This is a genomic window from Ruegeria sp. BE10 (assembly GCF_056538905.1).
Map to the genome: position 1 here is coordinate 117,678 of NZ_JBQFTX010000007.1, position 23,175 is coordinate 140,852.

General features: G+C 55.2%; 18 protein-coding genes. 8 read left to right on the plus strand and 10 right to left on the minus strand.

All coding sequences use genetic code 11. The features are described 5' to 3' along the window. Positions 1 to 4 precede the first annotated feature (4 nt). The gene (locus ACR0M2_RS15775; RefSeq protein WP_170350062.1) at positions 5 to 982 is read left to right on the plus strand and encodes an ABC transporter ATP-binding protein; all 978 of its coding nucleotides are present in this window, start codon (positions 5 to 7) and stop codon (positions 980 to 982) included. Further along, positions 979 to 1,935, plus strand: a complete 957-nt coding sequence (locus ACR0M2_RS15780) for an ABC transporter ATP-binding protein (RefSeq protein WP_170376836.1) — start codon at positions 979 to 981, stop codon at positions 1,933 to 1,935. The genes ACR0M2_RS15775 and ACR0M2_RS15780 overlap by 4 nt, the downstream gene beginning before the upstream one ends. Positions 1,936 to 1,941: 6 nt before the next feature. On the opposite strand, the gene ACR0M2_RS15785 is transcribed toward ACR0M2_RS15780, so the two are convergent. Then, entirely contained in the window at positions 1,942 to 2,616 is a 675-nt protein-coding gene (locus ACR0M2_RS15785) for a GntR family transcriptional regulator (RefSeq protein WP_170552212.1), read from the minus strand. Positions 2,617 to 2,847: 231 nt separating this feature from the next. On the opposite strand from ACR0M2_RS15785, the gene phnY reads away from it, so the two are divergent. Further along, positions 2,848 to 4,296 (plus strand): phosphonoacetaldehyde dehydrogenase, encoded by a 1,449-nt coding sequence (gene phnY, locus ACR0M2_RS15790; RefSeq protein WP_480705926.1) that lies wholly within the window; start codon positions 2,848 to 2,850, stop codon positions 4,294 to 4,296. A 6-nt stretch (positions 4,297 to 4,302) separates the two neighbouring features. Here the strand turns inward: phnY and ACR0M2_RS15795 are convergent, their stop codons facing one another. Further along, complete coding sequence (locus tag ACR0M2_RS15795; protein WP_480705928.1) at positions 4,303 to 5,145, minus strand: fumarylacetoacetate hydrolase family protein; 843 nt, start codon at positions 5,143 to 5,145, stop codon at positions 4,303 to 4,305. Between the two features lie 288 nt (positions 5,146 to 5,433). Between ACR0M2_RS15795 and ACR0M2_RS15800 the strand changes: the two genes are divergently transcribed. Beyond that, positions 5,434 to 6,078: a GNAT family N-acetyltransferase gene (locus ACR0M2_RS15800; RefSeq protein WP_254441088.1), complete on the plus strand. Its 645-nt coding sequence runs from the start codon at positions 5,434 to 5,436 to the stop codon at positions 6,076 to 6,078. A 143-nt stretch (positions 6,079 to 6,221) separates the two neighbouring features. Further along, positions 6,222 to 7,940 carry a tetratricopeptide repeat protein gene (locus ACR0M2_RS15805; protein WP_480705931.1) on the plus strand — a complete coding sequence of 573 codons (1,719 nt, stop codon included), beginning with the start codon at positions 6,222 to 6,224 and terminating at the stop codon, positions 7,938 to 7,940. Positions 7,941 to 8,002: 62 nt separating this feature from the next. Here the strand turns inward: ACR0M2_RS15805 and ACR0M2_RS15810 are convergent, their stop codons facing one another. The 7 genes from ACR0M2_RS15810 to ACR0M2_RS15840 all read right to left on the minus strand — a co-directional run bounded on the left by ACR0M2_RS15810 (position 8,003) and on the right by ACR0M2_RS15840 (position 17,714). Beyond that, entirely contained in the window at positions 8,003 to 8,896 is an 894-nt protein-coding gene (locus ACR0M2_RS15810) for a hypothetical protein (protein WP_480705933.1), read from the minus strand. 152 nt (positions 8,897 to 9,048) lie between these two features. Next, positions 9,049 to 10,344, minus strand: coding sequence for a gluzincin family metallopeptidase (locus tag ACR0M2_RS15815; RefSeq protein WP_480705935.1), 1,296 nt, complete (start codon positions 10,342 to 10,344; stop codon positions 9,049 to 9,051). Between the two features lie 44 nt (positions 10,345 to 10,388). Continuing rightward, on the minus strand, positions 10,389 to 11,699 hold the full coding sequence (locus ACR0M2_RS15820; protein ID WP_480705937.1) for a TfuA-like protein: 1,311 nt from the start codon (positions 11,697 to 11,699) through the stop codon (positions 10,389 to 10,391). After that, on the minus strand, positions 11,696 to 12,901 hold the full coding sequence (locus ACR0M2_RS15825) for a YcaO-like family protein (RefSeq protein ID WP_480705939.1): 1,206 nt from the start codon (positions 12,899 to 12,901) through the stop codon (positions 11,696 to 11,698). The genes ACR0M2_RS15820 and ACR0M2_RS15825 overlap by 4 nt, the downstream gene beginning before the upstream one ends. A gap of 669 nt (positions 12,902 to 13,570) precedes the next feature. Beyond that, positions 13,571 to 15,634 carry an ABC transporter permease gene (locus tag ACR0M2_RS15830; RefSeq protein ID WP_480705941.1) on the minus strand — a complete coding sequence of 688 codons (2,064 nt, stop codon included), beginning with the start codon at positions 15,632 to 15,634 and terminating at the stop codon, positions 13,571 to 13,573. A 4-nt stretch (positions 15,635 to 15,638) separates the two neighbouring features. Next, positions 15,639 to 16,718 carry a quaternary amine ABC transporter ATP-binding protein gene (locus ACR0M2_RS15835; protein ID WP_480705943.1) on the minus strand — a complete coding sequence of 360 codons (1,080 nt, stop codon included), beginning with the start codon at positions 16,716 to 16,718 and terminating at the stop codon, positions 15,639 to 15,641. Positions 16,719 to 16,778: 60 nt separating this feature from the next. Next, a complete protein-coding gene (locus ACR0M2_RS15840) occupies positions 16,779 to 17,714 on the minus strand; it encodes an ABC transporter substrate-binding protein (protein WP_170361707.1) in 936 nt (311 codons plus the stop codon). Positions 17,715 to 18,148: 434 nt separating this feature from the next. On the opposite strand from ACR0M2_RS15840, the gene ACR0M2_RS15845 reads away from it, so the two are divergent. The 3 genes from ACR0M2_RS15845 (at position 18,149) to ACR0M2_RS15855 (ending at position 20,899) form a co-directional block, all read left to right on the plus strand. After that, positions 18,149 to 19,252 (plus strand): Hint domain-containing protein, encoded by a 1,104-nt coding sequence (locus ACR0M2_RS15845; RefSeq protein WP_480705945.1) that lies wholly within the window; start codon positions 18,149 to 18,151, stop codon positions 19,250 to 19,252. A gap of 308 nt (positions 19,253 to 19,560) precedes the next feature. Then, on the plus strand, positions 19,561 to 20,493 hold the full coding sequence (locus ACR0M2_RS15850; RefSeq protein WP_254437245.1) for a DMT family transporter: 933 nt from the start codon (positions 19,561 to 19,563) through the stop codon (positions 20,491 to 20,493). Between the two features lie 211 nt (positions 20,494 to 20,704). Beyond that, on the plus strand, positions 20,705 to 20,899 hold the full coding sequence (locus tag ACR0M2_RS15855; protein ID WP_480705947.1) for a hotdog family protein: 195 nt from the start codon (positions 20,705 to 20,707) through the stop codon (positions 20,897 to 20,899). Positions 20,900 to 21,063: 164 nt separating this feature from the next. On the opposite strand, the gene ACR0M2_RS15860 is transcribed toward ACR0M2_RS15855, so the two are convergent. Then, a complete protein-coding gene (locus ACR0M2_RS15860; RefSeq protein WP_480705949.1) occupies positions 21,064 to 23,160 on the minus strand; it encodes a tetratricopeptide repeat-containing sulfotransferase family protein in 2,097 nt (698 codons plus the stop codon). Positions 23,161 to 23,175 lie beyond the last annotated feature (15 nt).

Consider the following 23,175-nt stretch of genomic DNA (forward strand, 5'->3'; position numbering starts at 1 on the left):
CGACATGAGCCTGTTGGACATCCGAAACCTCACCGTCGAATTCGCCACCGCTTCGGGGAAATTCCGCGCCGTGGATGGCGTCGATCTGTCCGTCGACAAGGGTGAGCTTATGGCCATCGTCGGCGAAAGCGGCTCGGGTAAATCCGTGTCGATGCTGGCGTTGATGGGCCTGCTGCCATGGACGGCTACGATCACCGCCGATCAACTGAGTTTTGAAGGCATCGACCTCACCAAAATTTCGGCTCGTGACCGCCGTAAGATCATCGGCAAAGACATCGCCATGATCTTTCAAGAGCCGATGTCGTCACTGAACCCCTGTTTCACAGTCGGCTTCCAGATCAAGGAAGCCTTGCGGATTCACCTCGGCCTGAATCGCAGGGATCGCCACCAGCGCGCCATCGAGCTGTTTGATCAGGTCGGTATCCCGGCCCCCGAAAGCCGCCTGAACACCTTTCCGCACCAGATGTCGGGCGGGATGAACCAGCGCGTCATGATTGCCATGGCCATTGCCTGCAATCCCAAGCTGCTGATCGCAGATGAGCCGACAACAGCGCTGGACGTGACCATTCAGGCGCAAATTTTGGACCTGTTGGTTCGGCTGCGGGACGAACAAGGGATGGGGCTGGTACTGATCACGCACGATATGGGTGTGGTCGCTGAAACCGCTGAACGGGTTCAGGTGCAATATGCCGGTCAAAAGGTCGAGGAGCAGCCAGTCAAGGACTTGTTCCGCACCCCGCGCCACCCCTATACGGCTGCCTTGCTGAGCGCGTTGCCAGAACGGGCGACCTCGAAACTGTTGCCGACTATTCCTGGTGTCGTGCCCGGTCAGTTCGACCGGCCCAAAGGCTGCCTGTTCAGTCCCAGATGCCAATATGCGGACGACCTCTGCCGATCTCTGCCGCCAACCCCGCACAGCGCGGATTTCGGTAAGGCCCGTTGCCATTATGTTGAAAAGATAACCGCCGGAGAACTGGCATGACCGCCCCCATCGTTCAGGCCAGCGCATTGGCCAGATTCTATTCTGTCAAAGGCGGATTGCTGTCGAAACCGGCAACGGTCAAGGCGCTGTCAGGTGTGGATTTTGACCTGCAACCCGGCAAAACACTGGCGATTGTCGGAGAATCCGGCTGCGGAAAATCCACGCTGGCGCGCGTGGTAACGATGATCGAAGAACCGACCTCGGGCAGCCTGACCATTGATGGGGTCGACATTACCCCGTCGAAATGGGCGCAAATGCGCGAGACGGTGCAGATCGTGTTTCAAGACCCCTATGGTTCGCTCAACCCGCGTCAGCGGATCGGGCAGATCCTGCAGGAACCGCTGATCATCAACCGCCCCGACATGTCTGCCGCCGACCGCGAGGCCCGAGCGCGTGAGATGATTGACCTTGTCGGCCTGCGCCCCGAGCACTACGACCGCTATCCGCACATGTTCTCAGGCGGTCAGCGCCAGCGCATCGCCATTGCCCGCGCGCTGATGCTGAACCCCAAAGTACTTGTGTTGGACGAACCGGTCTCGGCGCTGGATGTGTCGATCCAATCGCAGATTCTGAACCTGCTGGTCGAGTTGCAGGAGCGTTTGAACCTTGCCTATCTGTTCATCTCGCACGACCTGTCGGTGGTAAAACACTTCGCAGATGATGTGATCGTCATGTATTTGGGCCGCGCGGTTGAAAAAGCCCCGAAAGAGTTGCTGTTCGCCGCGCCCCGTCATCCCTATTCGAAGGCTCTGTTGTCTACTACACCCCGCGCTGACCCTGAAGCCCGGAAAGAGCGGATCAAGCTGGAAGGTGAATTGCCGTCCCCAATGAATATCCCCAAGGGCTGTGCCTTTGCGCAGCGGTGCTGGCTGGCTACCGAAGAATGCCGCGCCGCGCCGCCCGAGCTGAGCGGAGACAGGCATCAGGTCGCTTGCCTGCACCCTTTGGACTAAACCCACTTATTCGGTTTTACGCGTCGCTGTAATCATGGCTAGCAATTGTTCCTTGGTGCGCTGGATATGCCGGGTCAGCAGGTCACAGGCATCATCGACCCGACCCGCACGGGCCAGCGACAATAGCTCGCGGTGGTCTTTCTTGGCGGGTTCGCGTTGCTCCATGACACTTAGATGCATGCGAACATAGCGGTCGGACTGCACGTTTACCCGCTGAAGGATTTCGTTGCTCAGCCCGCGACCGGCAGCGGCGTAAAGCGCCATGTGATATTCATTGTTCAAGCTGCCCCAGCGGCCCACATCATATGCATCATAGGACTTTTCCATCGCGTCCAGAATCCGATCGCATTCGTTGAAATCGGCGTCAGTCATCTGCTGAATGGCGCGTTTGAAAAGATCCACCTCAAGCAAGACCCGCAGGTCGAAAATCTCTCCGATTTCGGACAGGGAATGCGATGTGACCGCAGCACCTCGGTTGTTGGTTAGCTGCACGAGGCCCTCGGCATCCAGCCGTTTCAGCGCCTCGCGGATCGGCATGCGCGAGACGTCGTAATCCTCAGCCAGTGCCTCTTGACGAATGGTTTCACCTTCGGCGATTTCACCGCTCAGAATCCGCTCGCGCAGGTCGTTGGTGATGACGTCGGGCAGGCTTTGTCGGGGGATCGCACGCGTTCTGGGCATTCACTTCGTCTCGGGTACTGGAAACTTGTATCCAAAATACAAAATGCCTGAACAATTTCCAAGCCTTTTGCAATAAGGATAACAATTAGCTGTCGCACAGATTCTGACGGACCATGAGCAGGGATTTCTTTGGTACGAAAATGGCGTTCTGAGGGTACGAAACGATATACAGGATAATTGACGTATTTATCTATGAAACAACAACGGCGCATAAGAAAAATGGACGGGATCATGAATACATCCGACATTCGCAACGAGGGCATGCGCATCGGGGGGCAGATCGTTTTTACCGAGGCTACGGTTCCCGTTCACTACCCCTATACCAATGAGGTTATTGGCACGGTGCCAGCAGGCACCGCCGAACACGCACGCAAGGCTTTTGAGGTCGCTGCAAGTTATACCCCCAAGCTTACCCGGTACGAACGCAGCCAGATTCTGCAGCGCGCAGGTGAATTGATCGTTGAAAAACGCGACGATCTTGCGAAGTGGCTGACGCTGGAACTTGGCATCTGCCACCAGCATGCGATTTACGAAACCAAGCGGGCGCAGGATGTATTTCAGTTCGCCGCAGCCGAAGCGCTGAAGGATGATGGTGAGGTGTTCTCGTGCGATCTGACCTATAATGGCAAGCAGCGGAAGATTTTCACTAAACGCGAACCGGTCAAAGCCATCAGCGCGATCACGCCCTTCAACCACCCCCTGAACATGGTCAGCCACAAGGTTGCCCCGTCGATTGCCACCAACAATTGCATGGTCTGCAAACCGACCGAATTGACCCCGCTGACAGCGCTGACACTGGCTGACATCCTGTACGAGGCAGGGTTGCCGCCCGAAATGTTCCAGGTGGTCACTGGCTGGTCACAGGACATTGGTGATGAGATGGTCACCAATGAAAACATCGACATCATCACCTTCACGGGTGGGGTGCCGGTGGGCAAAATGATTGCCAAAAAAGCGGGGTTTAAACGGCAAGCGCTAGAGTTGGGCGGCAACGATCCCCTGATCGTCTTGAACGATCTGAGCGAGGCCGATCTGGACCGGGCCGCAGCCATCGCCGTGGCCGGGGCCACTGGCAATTCCGGGCAGCGTTGCACGGCGATTAAACGTATTCTCGTACAGGACAGCGTGGCGGATAGATTTGTGCCGTTGGTTCTGGAAAAAGCCAAGGCCATTCGCTTTGGCGATCCGCAGGACCCTGAAACGCAACTGGGCTGCGTGATCCATTCCGAGGCTGCGGAACTGTTCGAAAAACGGGTTTACATGGCTGAAGGCGAGGGCGCGTTGATTCTCTACCATCCCGGTCGTCAGGGCGCGCTTTTGCCGCCGATTGTCGTCGACAAGGTTCCCCACACCAGCGAGCTGGTGATGGAGGAAACCTTCGGTCCCATCATACCCATCGTCCGCGTGCCGGATGATGACACCAAGGTCATGGAAATCTCAAACGGAACTGCGTTTGGCCTGTCCTCGGGCGTCTGCACCAACGATCTGAACCGCGCGATTGCCTATATCAATGGTCTGCATGTCGGAACCTGCAATATCTGGGAACAGCCCGGGTACCGGATCGAAATGTCGCCTTTTGGGGGCATCAAGGACAGCGGCAACGGGGTCAAAGAAGGGGTCATCGAGGCGATGAAATTCTTCACCAACGTCAAGACCTATTCCTTGCCCTGGCCAGAGTAAGGGTGTTCAGCCCTGCACTACGTCCTGTCGCTGCACGCCCAGCCCTTGGATGCCCAATTCCATCTTGTCACCGGGTTTCAGATAGATCTGAGGGGTCCGTCCCATACCCACACCCGGTGGTGTTCCGGTTGAAATCACATCCCCCGGCTGCAGTGACATGAACTGCGACAGGTGCGAAATGACTGTGGCCACACTGAAATGCATCGTATTGGTGGAACCATCCTGATAGCGATGCCCGTTCACCTCAAGATACATCTGCAGGTTCTGTGGATCGGCGATCTCGTCCCGGGTGACCAGCCAGGGTCCGATCGGGCCGAACGTGTCGGCCGATTTACCTTTGACCCACTGGCCCGAGCGGTGGAGTTGAAAATCCCGCTCGGACAGATCGTTGATCACACAATATCCGGCTACGTGGTCAAGCGCCTCGGCCTCGGAAATATATTTGGTGTGCTTACCGACGACGACGCCCAGTTCAACCTCCCAATCGGTCTTGACCGAACCGCGCGGGATTTCGACAGTGTCATTCGGACCTACGATGGCAGAGGTCGCCTTGAAGAAAACCACCGGCTCGTCGGGCAGGTCCAGACCGCTTTCGGCTGCGTGATCGGCATAGTTCAGGCCGATGCAGACGAATTTGCCAACATTCCCGACACACGCCCCAATCCGCGGATCACCGTCGACGACAGGCAATGTTCCAAGGTCGAGCCCACGCAGCCGCGCCATGCTTTCATCGCCAAGCATCGCGCCAGTTACATCGTCAACAATTCCCGACAGATCGCGGATTTTACCGGCTTCATCCAAAATACCGGGCTTTTCCGCGCCAACCGGCCCATAGCGTAACAGCTTCATATCCTGTTCCCTTTCAACTCAGTTGGTCCAGCCGACGACGACGGCAATAGGCTGTTCGATGTGACCAAATCACCACCGCCTTGGGCGTGCAATAGACAAACCGGTGCGGGGCATACTTTAGGGTCGTGCGACCAAAGGCATGTTGATCTTCGACACGCCGGGTTCTGATCTTCGCAACCATAGGTATATAATCGCCGGGCCGCTTTTTTCTCATTTCGTATTTGCTGCCTATGTATGTTAGGCTCTGGGGTGTATATTTTCTGATATTAGTTAAAGGTAGTTGGTCCATTGTCAGACAAGTCCGACAGCGTATTCAAACTGCGCCCACTTGAAAAAGCAGATCTGGAGGTAATCACACCCTGGTTTCAGGATATCGAGGACCTCGGCCGATTTGATCGTACATCGCGGATTCCGTTCAACCTTGCGCAAACCGAAGACGTCTGGCGCGATGCATTCAGCGCGTCAGGCAGCAACGGAAAGTGCTGGTTCGTTGTCGTCTCCAATAGCGGACAAGTGGTGGGGATTGTTGGGCTCGAGGCGATTTCCCCGGTAAACCGGGACGCGGTCATCGCCATGTTTGTCGAAAAATCGGTTCGGCGTTTGGGCCTTGCCATCAGAGCGACGGCACTGGTGGCGGATTTTGCATTCCGTCAACTGGGTTTGAACAGGCTGACCTCATATTACAGGCAGGATAATCATATCAGCCGCGACCTTGTGGAAAGGCTGGGATGTCAGGTCGAAGGTACCATGCGGCAAGCCTGGTATGCAGACGGAACGTTTCATGACATGATTGTTGTTGGACTTCTCCGTCAGGATTGGATGAATACTCGTCCGACCCTGGCAAAAAGCATTAGCTCAGAAACGGTTGTGACTTTCGGAGAGAACGGGTGCCCAAGCTGGTCTTGGCCACCACAGGTTGATAAGTGTGACTAACGGGGTGTGCAATTGCTCTGCAAGCGCAGAGGCACATTTTGCTATAAGGTGACCATAGGGTTCGAACGCAGCCCCTAATACGAGTTATGAATGTGAACACCAAGAGTCCAAACTCTTCCATAACGCAGAAGCTGGGTGCAGTCTTGTTTGCCGATGTCGTCGGGTATTCCCGCCTGATGAGTGAGAACGAGCTGGACACATATAACGCATTGAAATCATTGATTTATCACCTTGAAGAGACCTGCGCCCGTTTTCAGGGCCGGGTGGTCGAGGTGCGCGGCGATGGTATTCTGGCTTTGTTCGAAACTGCCACCAGTGCCGTGGAGTTCGGCGTCGAACTGCACCGCATTGCCAGCCAGCACAATCAGGATCGCGCCGAAAATCAACGAATCAACTTTCGCGCGGGCGTCCATCTGGGCGAAATCCTGATCGACGATCGCGGCATTCATGGCGACAATGTGAATATCGCGGCGCGTCTTCAGGAAATTGCTGAACCAGAAAGGGTTTACGTCAGTTCCGCCGTTTATGATCAGGTCTGTAACCGGCTGCGCTATGGGTATGAATTTCTCGGTCCGCAACACCTGAAGAACATCCTTGCGCCTGTCTCGACCTATTGTGTCCGCAGCGAAGTCGCTGGCGCCACAATGGCCGGAACGATGCGACCGGATATGCCCGGGAATATTCTGGAACGTCCCGATACGCCCTCGGTGGCGGTTCTGCCCTTCAGCAGCAATGGCGGTGACGAATCCGACAGCTGGATTGCCGAAGGGCTGACCGACGACATCATCATGAACCTGTCCAAGTTTCGCAATCTGTTCGTAATCGCGCGGAACTCGTCCTTTTTCTTCAAGACGCAGGGGATGCCACCGAAAGAGGCCGCGCAAAAGCTCAACGTGCGGTATATCGCGCGGGGCAGCGTGCGTCGCTCGGCCAGCCGCATTCGGATCACGGCGGAACTGATCGATGCCTCAACCGAACGCACCATCTGGGGTGAGCGGTTTGATCGTAATATCGACGATATTTTCGACATTCTGGATGAGGTGACCGAGTGCATCGTGGCCGCAACCGCGGTGATGATCGAGTCGCATGAAAAGCAGCGGATGATTCAGTCGGTCCCATCCGACCTCGAGGCTTATGGCTCTGTTTTGCAGGGCCAGTATCACATCTTCAAATACACCAGGAATGACAACCGGAAGGCGCAAAACTTCTATCAGAGTGCGCTTGACCGGGATGGGGGTTATGCACGCGCTGCGGCTGCCCTGTCACGAACGCTGAATATCGACTGGCGCTATTCCTGGTCCGACGATCCTACGCAAGCCCTGGATCAGGCGTTAATCTTCGCACAGCGTGCTATTGAATTGGACCCCACTGATGCGCGTGGATTTGGTGAATTGGGGTATGTCCACCTATACCGCAAGGAACATGACGCGGCCCTACAGTCGTATAGGCGGGCGTTGGCATTGAATCCCAACGACGCCGATATGCATTCAGACTATGCCGACGCGCTGGCTCACTACGGTGACAACGAAACGGCAATCACTCATCTGCAGCAGGCGATGCGGTTGAATCCATACTTCCCGGACCAATACTTATGGCATCTGGGTGGGGCATATTTCAATCTCAGGCAGTATCAAGACGCCATCGACGCCGTAAACAAGATGAACAACCCTACAGAAGGGCAACGTTTGCTGGCAGCAAGCTATGCACAACTTGGTGAAACCGACATCGCGTGTCAGATCGCGGATAAGCACCGTGTCGCGCATCCTAATTTTTCACTGGCACGTTGGGAAACCGTGCAGCCGGACAAGCTGGAAGAAGACACGCACCATTTTGTTGAAGGCTTGAAAAAGGCAGGGTTCTAAATAAAGACAGGCCCTGTTTTGCAAGGGCCTGCCGTGTTCTTTCCCGATACTGTAAAACTGCGTCAGTCTTCTGAGCCTCGTGCGCGCGCACCGCTGACCCTGGCTCCGCTCACACGGGCACCGCTGACGCGCGCCCCACTGACACGAGCTCCGCTGACACGCGCGCCACTTACGCGGGCTCCGCCGACGGCCGGGCTGTCGAAGCCGAAATAGATGTCCAGCAGAACCTGTTCAAACTGACCAGTCATTACATCCATCCGGACGGTGTAATCGGCCTTGTCATAGTCCCACACCTTGATGTCGTTGGCGATCTGATAATCAGCTGAAGCAACGCCAGAGAGGGTTGGGTCACTCGGGGCTCTGGACGCAAGGTTACCGGGTTTGTTACCTTCAGTTGGGCTTTCACCCTTTCCGTGCACCAGGAAAATAGTGGGCTCCGGCAACTCATAATAGGTGCCCTCGTAAGAGAACCCATAGATACGCGCCAATCTGGCGTCATCGCCATATTGATCTTTGAGCTGCTGATTGGCTCCAAGTTTTTCTGAAAGTTCCTTACGGAATACAAACTCTTGCTTATTGAAGCCAGTCGGCGTGGGCAAAGTCTGTTCCCAATAGCTGTCTGCGTATTTATCCCCATCGGTGACCTTAACAAGAGCGCCCTCTTTCACCCGTGTCTGACTCTCTAGAGTATAGTTAGGGCTCGTTACTTTAACCGTGTAGATACCGTTCTTTTTGGGGCGATTTCCGGTAATCAGAACCTTGTCGTTATTTGCAACTTCTTCACCGTCGATAGTGTCATCCGCGACGGACAAAGTCTTGTTCACTTTGACCTTTTTCTTCGCAACAAGCTTTACGGTTTTAGCCGGCGTCACATTCTTCGAAGCTGCGACCTTCAGATCATTCAACAAACGGCCAAACAACAACACTTCTGAAAAACTGAGCAAAGATTCGGACATCTCATTTTCTCCCAACTATGGGATCGACGGAGTCTGAACCCTCATCTCCCCCCTTAAATTGAACTCGAACAAATAATTCGAGCAAATACATTCCAATAATCACCCCAAGATTGAATGCCATAAAACCATTTAAAAATAAAGGATTTTAGACGTTATCCCGGCATCTGCGTGCGAACCGAATGCGAATGGCTGTCTCCCTCAGGGTCCGGCACGCGAGGACCGGCCGTTGTCAGGCCGATATCACGCATGCGGAAATTACCCTCGATGATGCGGCGAAAGGCGCCGCCAGTAATCTCTTGATCCACGGCCAGCAAAGCCTTTTCGACACCGAAATAGCTTAGCATATCCGCGTCCAGTCGCTCCCACGCGTCAGCCAGATAGGTGCCCAGATAATCGCGCGCCTCAATCAGGGCGATGCGGAACCCTTCGGGGTTTTGGGCGTATCGTTTGTCAAAAATTCCCTGCATCACCCGGCTGTACTCGGGTGTGCCTTCCAGTTGATCTGACAGGTTTTCCTCTTCGGCTGAGATCAGGCCGTGTACCAGCAACCTCTCATGGTAAATATCGACAAAGACATCAAACATCGCGCCGGTCAGGGGTTCCGACAGGGCATGCTCGCTGGACCAACCGGCAGCGAATTCCGACAAAGAGCGGTCATTGGCGGCGATCCGGATTTGTGCGTTGTCCGACAGTTCTGCAAATCGGCTGAGACGGTTGAAGGTATAGAGATTACCCCGGGTGTTTTCGAGTAACGTGTCCACCACCGAACCGAAATGCAGTGACGCCAACAAGGCCACCAGATCGGCGGCAGATTCATGAAACCCGTAATACTCGCCCGAAGCATCTCCATCCGACGGCATCCCGATCACGCTATAGATAATGGCATGGCCGATTTCATGCGCGACCACGTCGAAATTCAGGCTGTAGGGACGGTATTCATCTCCGTGTTCATGGGTGCCGCCAGTTTCCAGAAAACCCCAACCTATATGCGCATTGTCGAGGCTGGGCAGAAGTGACAGTTCCAGACGGTCGAAGTCGCGGGCAAAGTGCCATGGGATCGGACGGTCGAAATACCCCTGCCAAACATCCATAGTGAAATGGGCCGAACCATACAGATGCGCAGCCTCAAAGGCCGGGTCGGTTGGGTCGATATGGATGAAATTTCCGAACTCATCCGGCATTGCCGGCGGATGGATATATCCGTCCCATGGTGGCAGGTACATGCCCGGACCGTTCGGCCCCGGTATAATGGCACCGTAAGGCGTGGTTTTTCCCACCGGGTTCACCGTGTACATGCGCGGCCCAGACGGTCCCGGGCCAACACTACCCTGAGGGGCAGAGATTTCGACCAGTTCCAGCGGGGCGCCAGGCTCAAGAAAGGGCGACTGTGGGTACAGCAGGAATCGGGTGCCGGGTTCTTCGTCTTCGATCTGTTCGGGGTAGTTCACAAAAATGCCCTCCCGTGTTGTGCCCGGTCAATTCCGGTGACCTGCTATTCGGCGGCTCCGGTGTCGGCACTTTTATGGCAGTATAAAAACTCGGCTTCTATCAGGTCATAAAACGCGTCGCGCCCGGCCAGACCAAGCGCCACTGCGTAGGAGTCAAGATCATCAGGCACCTCTTGGTCAAGACGAGATTCAAAATACCACATTAGCACCCGCAAACGATCCACTCCGGATGAGCCCGCCGGAATGGCGTTCTGTCCCTTGCTGGCGGCCCGATCACGCAACAGGGTGTATTGACCCGTGCGACGCAATTCTGACAGCAGTTGTGTGTCCAAATAGCTCGCGCGGGATGCAACGGTGGCGTCGATCCGCGCAGCGTCTGCCAGCATAGCCTCATAGCTTTCAGGGTTCAGATCGTTCGCCTCAATCCACGCCATCAGGTCAGACCGCCGTGACAAGCCTGTTGCCGCCCTATGATCGTCCATCTTCCGGACCAGATCAGCGCGTGTAGGGGTACGATCCCGTCTAGAGGCATCTTCGCGCGAAAGCAGCGCCAACGCGGCGCGATCTTTCAATTGCGCGTATAAGTCAGGGTTCAGACGCAATTCGTCGACAATGGCGCGATCAGCTTTCGGCTCACCGCCATCTACCCTTGCGCATAAGGCTTTCCACATCAGGGTTGGTTCGGTACGTGTCACCTCGGTCGCGGGCAAAGGTGTACCATTCAAGTGGTCCGACATGCGGGTCAGCATGGCGTATGCGTCAACCGCCTTGGCGTCGACCCGACCCGTCGGCAGCCAATCCGCGAAACCGTCCACTCCTGGCAAGTCCTGCACGGCAGAGATAATATCCGCCCAAATTCGCTGGCGATAGTGCATGACCTTGGCGAGATGTAGCATCTCAGACGCCGTGTCCGTAGGCAGGACACCCTCAGCCTGCGCTTGCTCCACAGTTGCGCGGATCGACACCATCGGCTCGCTGAGAGGTTGGAACCCCAGTTCGGCCGGGCTGTGTAGCACGGCAACCTCATCGTCATCCTGCAGGACATCGGTGTAATAGTCCTGAAAGATCTGACCAACCCCGATCATTCCGAAATCAGCCAGCTCGGCCGCGCGCAACGCGCCCATGCTGGCGCTGCCAAAGACCGGAATACCCAGTTCGATCGCCCATAGGATTTCCTTGTGCCATACCGATGGAACCCCTTCGAAAAATCCGTCTATGATCCCGATTGCGGTCGGTTTTTCGCGCGCGACACGATATACGTCGCCTTGTCGAACGGGTGGCAGAATGGTCGCATCCAGATGTTCGGCCACTGCGTCAGACGTCAGGGTAGGTCCCACAAAAACAACTGCCGTCATGCCAAACCATCCACTATGCGCTGTGCCCGGGGGCCGGGCACATAATCTGGATCGTCATGCGGAGCCTCCAGCCCGGGGATCACAGCCCGGATCACGGCGATATCAATTTCAGGCCGCGACAGATCAACCGTCACCACCTGTGAAATGCCCTCGGCGGCAAGCCGTTGCAGCAGCAATTCCAGGTCTTCGTCAAAGGACCCGGTCACATGAGACGGACAATCGTCAAATCTTTGATCCGCTGCGACACTATCAATTAGGTCATGCACATAGCGCCCCCGATCCATCTTGGCCTGATCGGTGAATTCCTCTGGATCCAGATCATCCCGCGCGCCAGAGATATAGGTAAGTCGCGTCTGTGCCGCCTCGGTCAGGGCCCGCAGCAAGGCAATCGCACGGTCTGGGTGGCAACCATCACCAATACCGATATGGCCGGGCTGTCCGCCGCCTTCGCAAATCACACAGCGGAAACTGGCAATACCTATATCTGAAGTCGTGTTCCACAACCCGATCTCAAGCCCGGCGGTGGCAATCATTTCGATGGCCTGACGACAGCGCGGGTCATCCACAGTGTCTGGATCAAGGCGGGGGGCGCTCGCACGGTGATGCCACAATGTTGTGGCGTCCCGTTCGATCAACTCGCAGATGGCGTGACAGCTGGCCTCGGCCACATTGTTTCCCGACGCCAGACCATTGGTCGTGCGAGGAAAGGCAGCCTGACCGCCAACCGGCGCGGTGGTATAGTCGGTATCGACCATCTCAAGCGGGACCCAGCATGCGTTGTCCGTGCCCAGATCACGACCCAAAACCCACAGCATGTTGGCATGCGGGTCGAAATGCCTGCCGGTCACGCGCGGCAGTTCCGCCACTTCAACAACGGTCGCGTTCTGGACCAATTCGGCATACCTGGCCAGACGCTGAGGCAAATGCACCCGTTCAGCATGCCAGGATTCAATCGCCTCCATGACGCCTGATGCTTCGGCTGCGCGCAGTGACAACCCTTTGCCCAGTGACACAGCAACCGACCGGGAATTGGGTCGGGCGACCATCACAGTGGGCAATCCGATCCTGTCCAGACCGGTCAGGTTTGCGATCCGGGTGATGCCCATGCCTTTTAGAAATGGTTTGACGATTTGCAAGGTGTGCTCGGGGTCGCGCAGCCGATGCGTGTCCAGCACATATTGCTTCTGCGATCCATCGGGCATGCTACGAGCCTTGCTTGAAAATTGCCTCAACGTGAAATTAACTGCGCCGGGCCAGCCTGTTACGGGGCAGGATGATAGATCATACCCTGTCGGTCAACCGCTGCGGCCCTCGGACGTGCTGTGATCTGGGGCTAAGTTTTGCATGGGCCAGGTCATCTCTGCAATCGGATCGAACTTCGGTAGCCAGTTCCGCGATTTGTATTAAAGGGCAGATTCCGGGCGTGCGGTGTCCTTAGCGGATCATCTCGGCCGCTTCTATTCCTTTAAGGAAGGCGGTTGCGTAATGGAAAGAGTTGAAGTCTGGCCGTTGGTATGTTCGCCGAAGCCATTGAGCATCTTGTTAACAGCTTTGATTCCGGCGGATTTGGATACAGGTTCATCGATCCAAATCTATTGTGGATAGCCAATAGCTTCCAACATCCGGGGAATTAGCTTTGCCGCTGCCGAATTGCTTCGGCGTTGAGAAGGCATGGAATCCAACTTGTAGTTTGAAATGCTTGTTCCTTGCCAGTTCTTTCGATCGAATCGAGTGTTTAATAAAGGGGCTGGCGGTCAATAATTTACCATAACGCCGATTACGCGAAATTGTGTTGCAACCGGAATACTACTAACCGCTGCTGGTGAAACTTTTGCAGTTTTCCGCGCAATGTTCGGTACAAGTCTTTATATCTAAAGTGCGTTGTCCAGTTTCACGCCCAGACGTGCTTGAATCTGTTGGCTGAACCCCTGCGTGATGCGATCGGCGATCATTGCGATGATGGCCATGCCTATCCCGGCAGTCATCCCGACCCCAAAATCGCCATCTCCGAGGCCGATATAAATCTGCTGGCCCAGATCGTCAGTGCCCACCAGGGCGGTAATCACCAACATTGAAATCCCGAACATGATTGTCTGGTTTAGGCCCAGCATGATTGATGGCACCGCAAGTGGCAATTTCACCTGCCACAGCAACTGCCGGGGCGTCGTTCCGATGGCTGTTGCCGCCTCGATCACGTCATGCGGCAGGTTGCGTAGCCCATGTTCGGTGTATCGGATCGCCGGAACAATCGCATAGACGATAATGGCCAGAAGAGCCGTGAATTCACCAATCTTGAACACCATCACAAAGGGGATGAGGATCACGAATAGCGGCATGGTCTGCAACGTGTCGATAACGGGCCTTACTATGCGGGACACAGTGTCATTCTCGGACGCCCAGATGCCGATGGCGCTGCCGAACAGAAATGACAGCAGAACGCCTACGCCGCAGAGGTACAAGGAAATGACCGACGGTTCCCAAATTCCGGTCAGAAGCAAAAAAGCGACCCCGGCCAGCGCCCAGAGTGCAAGGTTCTTCCCTCCGGCCTGCCAGGCCAGGGCCAGGATCACGGCGCAAAGCGCAATCCAGGCCAGCCCGGTCAGGCCGGAATACAGAACCAGCCCGAACAGGATCACCCAAAGAGCTTGCAACTGCTTGCCTTTGAACGCGAAATACCCAGCTATTGCCGCGACGATCAGTGCATACCCCGTGGTCACGGCGGGTGTCATGGCAAAACCCCAGGTAAACGGGCTGACGGCCTGAGACAGCCCGATCTTGATTGGCAGCATCAGGTAGAACAGCGCGACACGTTTGATTGCTTCAAGCGTGGTGCGGAATTCGACAAAGATCCACTCAAGCCCCGCGTTCATAGCCGGGGCGGGGTTCAGCACCCACGCTTCGGGCCAGTCTTTGAGGGGTGGGAAAACCATGGCCAGCGCCCAAGCAACGACAAACAGCGCAGCGCAGATGATCCAGCCCTTGGCCCCGCGTTTAGCTGAACTGGACTGCACCGCGAACCCCCAGGTGATCCGATCCAGCACCATGGCCATCAACGCGATCACGATCCCTGCCAATAGGCTTTCACCGAACTGCGCTTTGCGCATGGTCGATAGCACCTCCCAGCCGATATCGTTGGTGCCGCCGATGATCGATGCAATGATCACCATGGACAAGGATGCCATCGTTGTTTGGTTCACCCCCAGCAGGACTTGCCGCTGCGCCGTTGGAACCCGCACGCGCCAGAAAAGCTGGGATGGGGTGGCACCGCTCATCAGGCCGGACTCGATCACTTCGTCCGGAACACCGCGCAGGCCAACGATGGTATTGCGCACCATTGGAGGAAAGGCGAACAGGATGGAAGCGACCAAACCGACCGTAGTGCCAAATCCGAACAACAGCAGGATCGGCAGCAGATAGGCAAAGGCCGGAACGGTTTGCATCAGATCCAGGACTGGCATGATGATCCGATAGGCTCGGTCAGACAGAAACCCCCAGGTTCCCAGCGCAAAGCCCAGTGCCACCGCCATTGGAATCGAAACAACCACAAGCGCGAAAGAGTTCATGGACTGTGTCCAGAACCCAAACGTGACCATGTATAGAAGGCTGACGGCAGTAAAGATCGCAAGCCCCCGACCCCCTGCACGAAGGGCCAGATAGACCCACAGTATAAACCACGCCACCCATGGCACCGCATGCAGAACCGTCTTGGCCAAAAGGATGGGCCAATCCAACAGCCAAGAAATGGCTTTGAAAAACCAGCCGAAGGTCACCACAAACCACCGCATCGCGATATTCATCGGGTCGGTTACCGGCAGAACCAGTGCATCAGGATAGGTGACCAGTGGCCCATGGCTTTTGGCAAAGACGACGCAAATGGCCACAAGCACTGTGACCGCAAGCCAGACCACCAGTGATCTGTTCGAAACTGCATCCATTAGGTCAGTCCTTGACCGCTGAGGCGTCTGATACACCGCTGGCCAAAGCGGCAATCACGTTCTGACTGGTCATGTGTACCAGCGCATTGTCGTCCTTGCGCACGGCCACCCCGTTGTCGTGAGAGGCCAGATAGGGCAGCAGATCGGCCACATTGGTTGAGGCCGGAACCTCTTTGATCCCGCTCGGCGGGACGTTGTCCGAAGCCACATCGCCCGCCGTCAGGATCAGCTCCCACGGGACGTCATTGGTGAATTCACGCACATAATCGTCGACGGGGTTCAGGATCAGATCGACTGGGCGCCCGATCTGAACCACTGCGCCATCCTTCATGATTGCCATTCGATCGGCAATGCGCAGTGCTTCAAGAAAATCATGGGTTATGAAGACGATAGATTTGTGCAGCTCTTGCTGTAGCCGCAGGAACTCGTCCTGCATCTGGCGTCGGATCAATGGGTCCAGCGCGCTGAAGGGTTCGTCCAGAAACCAGACCTCTGGTTCTACAGCCAGCGACCGTGCAATGCCGACACGCTGTTGCTGCCCGCCCGACAATTGGCTGGGAAAGCTGCTTTCGCGCCCTTCTAGGCCGACCAATGAGATCACGCGCTTGGCGCGCTCCAGACGCTCTTTGTCGTCCAACCCTTGCAACTTCAGGGGAAAGGCCACGTTTTCCAGAACGTTCAGATGCGGCATCAGGCCAAAGCTTTGGAACACCATCCCCATCTTGTGACGGCGAATGTCTATCAGTTCCTTCGCCGAGACCTTCAGCAGATCCTCACCATCCAGCAATATTTCCCCGGCGGTGGGTTCGACCAGACGGGACAGGCAGCGCACGATGGTGGACTTACCCGAACCTGAAAGCCCCATGATCACAAAAATCTCGCCCGGCATGACATCAAAGCTGACATCGGTCGAGGCGACAATGCCGCCGTCATCGCGAATGTGTTGAGCCAAGGCCTTGGCCTCGCTTGGGTCCTGACCTGCCACACCGATATTGCGCAGATGTTGATCCGCCCCTTTACCGTAAAGTTTCCAAACATGTTTGCAGGACAGTTTCGGGGTGCTGGTTGGGGAAGATGCAGTCATTTTAGCAGCCTTACAAAGGGTGGAGCGCATATGTCACGCTCCACCATGGTCAGAGACGGGTTACTGTTTTGCCGCTGCAACCCAAGGCTGCCACACGTCTTCGTTTGCGCCCATCCACTCGGCCACGACTTCTTTGACTTCGCGCCCGTTCTGATCCACTTCCAGGATCAGTACGTTCTGTACGTCGTTGGTCAGGTTCATTTGCTCAACCATCTTCATCGCATCCGGATAGGTCGACGCGAAATCTTTCGAGACGATCTTGTCGACAGTCGCCTGCTGGAAGCCGCACGCCTCGCCGCGTTTCTGGCTGGCCTCGTCGCAGGTGCCATGCGGTGTGTCCCATTCGACCCAGTTCACATCGGTCTCGGCAAAGACCCAGTGCGGCTGCCACATCATCATCAGGATAGGCTGCTCGGCGGCCACGGCGCTTTTCAGTTCGGCCAGCATCGCTCCTTCGGAACCGCCCGGAACCGGCTTGAACGGCAGATCGATCAGCTCAACCAGATCGGCTGACCGGGTTCCCCAGTCTGCCGGGTAGGTGATCAGACGACCATCCGGGAAGGTATCCGCGGCGGCGAAAGCCTGCGCGCAGTCATACAGCGCCTCATAGGCCGGTAGGCCAGGGCATTTTTCGGCCATGTATGGCGGATAAATCCAGCCTTCCTGCGGCTCAAGCCCAAGGCCGCCAACAACAATGATATCCCCGGCCTCAACGGCCTTGGGGTAGATGTCGCCGACATTGTTGGTCCAAAGTTCCGGCTGATAATGCAGGCTGCCCTCGGCAATGGCGGCCAGCTGCGGCACGGCACCGGCGGTCACGTACTCGACCTCGTGGCCCAGCTGTTCGAACAGCGCCCCGGCAAAATGGGCCGAGATATGCTGACCGGTCCATTCGTTGACAGCAATCTTGATGGGATCGGCCAGAGCAGCGCCCTGGCTTAACAGCAGTGCGGCTGAAGCCAGCAAAGCAGGCTTCAGAGAGTTTGAAATAGTCATTGTGTGACCTCCATTGGTGGACTGGCCATTTTGGCCTTTTTTGTTTGCTGTATCGAAAAACAGTACAGTTGCAGGTATTTGGCCCAACAGACTGCTTTCTATCAACAGTGTTTTTATTAGCTCTTTCGAATGCGATCTTCACTTGCACCAAGTTGAGCATGAACGCGATCCTAACATGAGAAAACAGACCATCAAGGATTTGCACCCTAAGTAATTGATGCGCAACACGGGTTCGGTTCTTTTGCGCATCACTACACGATAAAGATCTGTACTCTGCTGATGATTGACCAGCCCGACCCAGATACCAATAAGACACGCTTCGGTATTTGTTTTGACCACCAAACCCGATCCACAAATAAAAATTCTTGAATTGTTAAGAAGCCGAAGGTTATTTGACTGCTGTACGTTCGTTTTTTGTTTTTTACGAGTTTTCCATGCCGACAACATTTACCGTCTTTTCCCTTGGCAACCAGCAAATCTGGGACACGGCTGAAGGCAACCAAACCCTTTCAACCGGCGCAGTGAATTCGTCCCTTGGCACCTATGGGTCTGCGGGAAATCCTCTGTTTGACAGTAGACAGATTTTCGCCGAGGCAGGGTCTGGTTTCAGCGGCGGGGATTCTACGGCCTATGATCTGGACAACAACGTCTCGAACGATCAGTTCAGCATCGACGGTGGGTCGCCGCAGTCGTTTGATGCAGCAATGCAATTCGATGCTGTCATTACATATACCGATGGCTCGACCGTAAGTATTACAGCTGTTGTTTTTCAAGATACCAACGGCAACACCTATTGGGCACCGGAATTTCAGGATAACGCGGATCAGGACGCGATCGACGCAAGCGCGATCGAGTCGATTCAATTGGTCTCGCCGATCTATGCGAACGGCTTCAATACCGGATACTCGCTGTTCGGGGAAAGGGCCGATTCCGATCCGTTGTGTTTTGTGCGGGGGGCGTTGATTGCCTGCCCGGACGGGCCCAGGCCCATCGAGTCCCTGAAAGCGGGAGATCAGGTGCTGACCATGGATAGCGGCGCACAACCAATTCGTTGGATCGGTCGACGTACGATGGCGGCTATTGGAAAATTCGCACCCATCCGAATCCGCCCGGGTGTTTTGGGCGCCGAGGACACATTCGAGGTCAGCCCGCAACATCGCCTTCTGTTACAAGGCGCCGACATCGAGTTGCAGTTTGCCAGCCCACAGGTTTTGGCAGCAGCAAAGTATCTGGTTGACGGTGACGGAATATCTGTGCGCATCGGTGGCGAAGTCGAATATTTCCATCTGCTTTTTGATGATCACCAGATTGTCTGGGCCAATGGCGTCGCGTCAGAAAGCCTTCTTCTTGGCAAAGCGGGGACAGCCGCGCTGGATGAAGAGGATGTTTCGGAAATCCAGACGTTGTTTCCAGAACTTGATTTGCAATCAGGGCGGGGTCTTGAGGCTGCGCGCCCGGTTTTGAGATCTTATGAGGCGTCGTTGATGACCGCGGGGCGTTCAACGGAAAATCCAGGTGCCCTTAGAAAGATTGCTTGAGGCGGCGGAATAATTTCCTGTTTTAGAATGGCACGGATCAGGGAATTTAAGCCTCTGCGTCTTGCGGATCAGGATTAAAACCCCAGAAATATCTTTCAATTTCAGGCGTGTAGAGAAGTAGAAGCGCGAACGTGCGAAATCTCGCAAATGCCTGGCTATGCGCAACAAGGTAATTCATCGCCTTCTTGGAAGTCGCGGTTTTGGTCGAGTGACCATTATTAGAGAGCTTTCCGCAAGAATCGGGTCGCGGTGTTGGGGGCGCGCGGACTAGTTTTTTAGGAGAAGCATCAACGAGGAACCGGCAATAAATGACTCCGCAGCCCATGCCATCGATGGATTTGAAGGCCACTGCCATGCTGCTGTTGCTTGCGGCCGTTTGGGGCGGTTCGTTTTTCTTCGGCGAGGTTGCCCTGACCGAAGTGCCGCCACTGACAATTACGCTGCACAGGGTGATCTGGGCGGTTCCTATTCTTGCCCTGATCGTCATAATCAAAGGATTGAGCGTGCCACGCACCCCTCGGATATGGGGCGCTTATCTTGTTATGGGCGCGCTCAACAATGCCATCCCATTCTCGCTGATCTTCTGGGGACAAACGCAGATCGACAGTGGACTTGCGTCAATTTTAAATGCAACGACGGCAATGTTCGCAGCAGTTGTGGCTGGTTTGCTTCTCAAGGATGAGCCGTTGACGCCAAAGAAGATAGCAGGTGCTGCGCTAGGTATATTGGGTGTGGCCTTTATCATGGGGCCAAGTGCGTTGACTGAGTTCAATCCCAGCAACCTGGCACAGTTGGCTATCCTTGGGGCCACACTTTCCTATGCTTTTGCCGGCGTCTGGGGCAGAACTGCCCTTTCAGGCCAACCGCCGCTTGTGAATGCGCTCGGTATGCTGATTGGCAGCACCGTGCTTATGATCCCAATTGTTCTTGTGATGGATGGCGCCCCCAATTTTGCTTTGTCTTTAGGCGTTTGGTCTGCGCTTCTTGGGATGGCCGCGTTGTCAACGGCATTGGCCTATGTTCTTTACTTTGCAATTCTTGCGCGTGCGGGTGCGGCCAATCTTCTTTTGGTGACGCTGCTGATCCCACCGTTTGCTATCGGTCTTGGCGTGACATTCCTTGGTGAGAGGATGGAGCCGAGCGCGTGGATTGGGTTCGCCATCATTGCTTTGGGCTTTGCCGTGACCGACGGTCGACTTTTTTCACGCATCGCTAAAGGCAAGCCCAGACAAGCGGAATGAGACGCATCTTTGAATTTCACCGCATAATGGCAGGCGCGAGAAACACGAAGTTCGAATATGGATAACTTCTACATGGAATGAGGGAAGTTTCAGTGCAACAGGACACTAAGCAACATGGAAACTGCCCAGTGGCTTTCAAACAATAGCACTCACTTTCCGACTATTTCGTGAAACCGGTGTACTCACCGGCACCAACTTGGGCGGTCGTGGTATGGACGAGGTTCGGTGGCTTGCTCCTGTTTTCCCGGACGACACGCTCTGCGCTCGTAATACGGTCGAAGCGCTTACGCCGTCTAGTTCCAAACCCGACCGGGGAACGGTACGGTTTCGCTATCGGACATTTAATCAGGATGATGTCGAAGTGCTGAACTTGGTCATGCATCACGTGATGGTGCGGCGGGAATAAATCGGTTCATCTACGTATTGCCAGAGTTAGGTTCTGAGCCTTTAGCAAATCGCGAAACGCACATTCCGGGCGTTCTAAACCAGCTGACATTGGTGATTCTGGATCGAAAACAGCGCCCTACTTCACACCGGCAACCTTCAATTTTAGGTTTCAGCGAAAATCTTTCAGAAAGAAATCCTTGCTCCTCCGATAGTTTCAATAAGCGGGGTTAGATGAGATTTGTAGTTTAGCCATTTTTCCTTTGAGGACTTGTACAGCGGCTGGCGCACTTGCTGAACGCTGGCGGTACGAACTCGCCGCGCATCTTTGTGAAATTCAAGGCAGCGATCATCCCATTCAAGACCACAAAAGGCGATCAGGCGACGCGCTTCAAACTCAATGTTCTCGACCAGGTTTTCATAGTGAACAGTGTGAAAACTGCCCGACGGAAGGATATCATTCCAGTGTTGCATGACGCGAACATAGGCGTTGAAGTACCGGCCAAGCTCGACCTGGTCATAGCTGTGATACTGGCTGCGCTGAAAAACCCGTGTGAAACAGGACAGGCACGTATCCATTGGATTGCGCGCGACATGCACGATCCGTGCGTTGGGCATGATCGCATGTATCAGACCAACCATCAGAAAATTTGCAGGCATCTTATCGACGATAAACGGTTTACCAGGCGCGTGCGCGTCAAGCTGCTGGATATATTGTTGGGCGCGTTTCGATATCTGGTGATCCGGCAGAGCGGCGATCAGACTGCCCGTCTTCTTGTTTCCACCGCGCAACTGATCGGTAAACAGCTTGTGCATATAGCTCAACTCTCCGGCCCCAAAAACGTAGGGGTGGCTGGCGAGGATCGACTCGGTCAGCGTGGTTCCAGATCGGGGCATACCAACAACAAAGATCGGCTGGCTGCTATCCACAGAATTTTGGCGGAGCTTTTGGACCAGCTCTGGCGTAAACATCGAAATCAGATCGTCGGCGGTTTCCTCGATCTGGTCCGCGTCAAAATCGATAATGCTGCGCTTTAGCGCGGCCCCTTTTGCAAAATGCTCAAAAGCGCTGTCGTAGCGCTTGAGGTCCTCATAGCATTTCCCCAAAGCGTAGTGATACGAAACCGATTGTTCGGGCGGCAACTTGTCGACCCCGGGCAACGCGGCCACAAGAGCCTGAAAATCAGGGTTGTCTTCGGCAACCTTGTCCAACCTGACCAACGCGATCTGCGCATTCAGACGCGCCTTGTCCCTTTCAGCCGCCTTGTTGAACCAACTGCGGGCGGCGTCAAAGTTGCCGCGCTCCATCTCCAGATGCCCCAATGCGATCATCGTGGCCGAAAAATCTGGTTTTAGTTCAAGGGTCTTTTCGTAATTGGCAAAACCGGCCTCAAGGTCGCCAAGGTGCGATTTGCAGACGGCGATATAGTGATACGCAGGTGCGTGGCTGGGGTCTAAACGCTGCGCTTTTTCAGCCTCGACAAGGGCAAGTTCATGCAGGTTTTTCTCGGTCAGAACCTGTGCAAGCCCGACATAGGATTCGGGCTTCTTCTCATCCAGCGAAATTGCATTCCGAAAACAGCGTTCGGCTTCGTCCCATTGGCACTGCAAAACGTGTAACCGTCCCCGATTGCGATGCAGCTCTGCGGAAACATGTCCCTTGCCAAGGTAATCATCTGCCAGCTCTGTGGCCTCTTCCGACTGTTCAGCTTCGATCAATACGGAAATGAGGTTGTTGACACTCTCCAGATAGCCCGGGCGCAGGTCCAGCACCCGGCGATAGAATGAAATTGCCCCTTCTCTGTCCTCGTTGTCGCGCGCGATCGATCCCAGATTATTCAACGCCGCAATCAGATCGGGGTTTAGGGCCAACGCTCTTTTCTGACAGGCTTCGGCTTCGGACAGTTCACCCATATCATAATAGGCCAACCCAAGGTTTGAATGCGCATTTGCAACTCCCGGAGCAAGCTGAACCGCACGTTTACCGACCTTGAGTGCTTCTTCAGGTTTTCCGTTCGTGCGCAATACCTCGGTAAAATTTGACAGGAACCCGGCATTGTCTGGCTGCAATCGGATCGCTTCGCGCATGGCATTTTCGGCAGGCCCGGTCTGACCGGTTTGAAACGCAATTACGCCAAGCAGTTGATGCGCACGGGCATATTCGGGCGCCGCTTTGAGGACTTGGTTCAGAACCTTGACAGCTTTGTTCAATTGCCCTGTTTCAAATGCCTGAACACCTTGGTTATAGGCTTCTCCGATGGACAAAGTCTGGTTTTTTGGCATTCAAGTAGCTCCGGG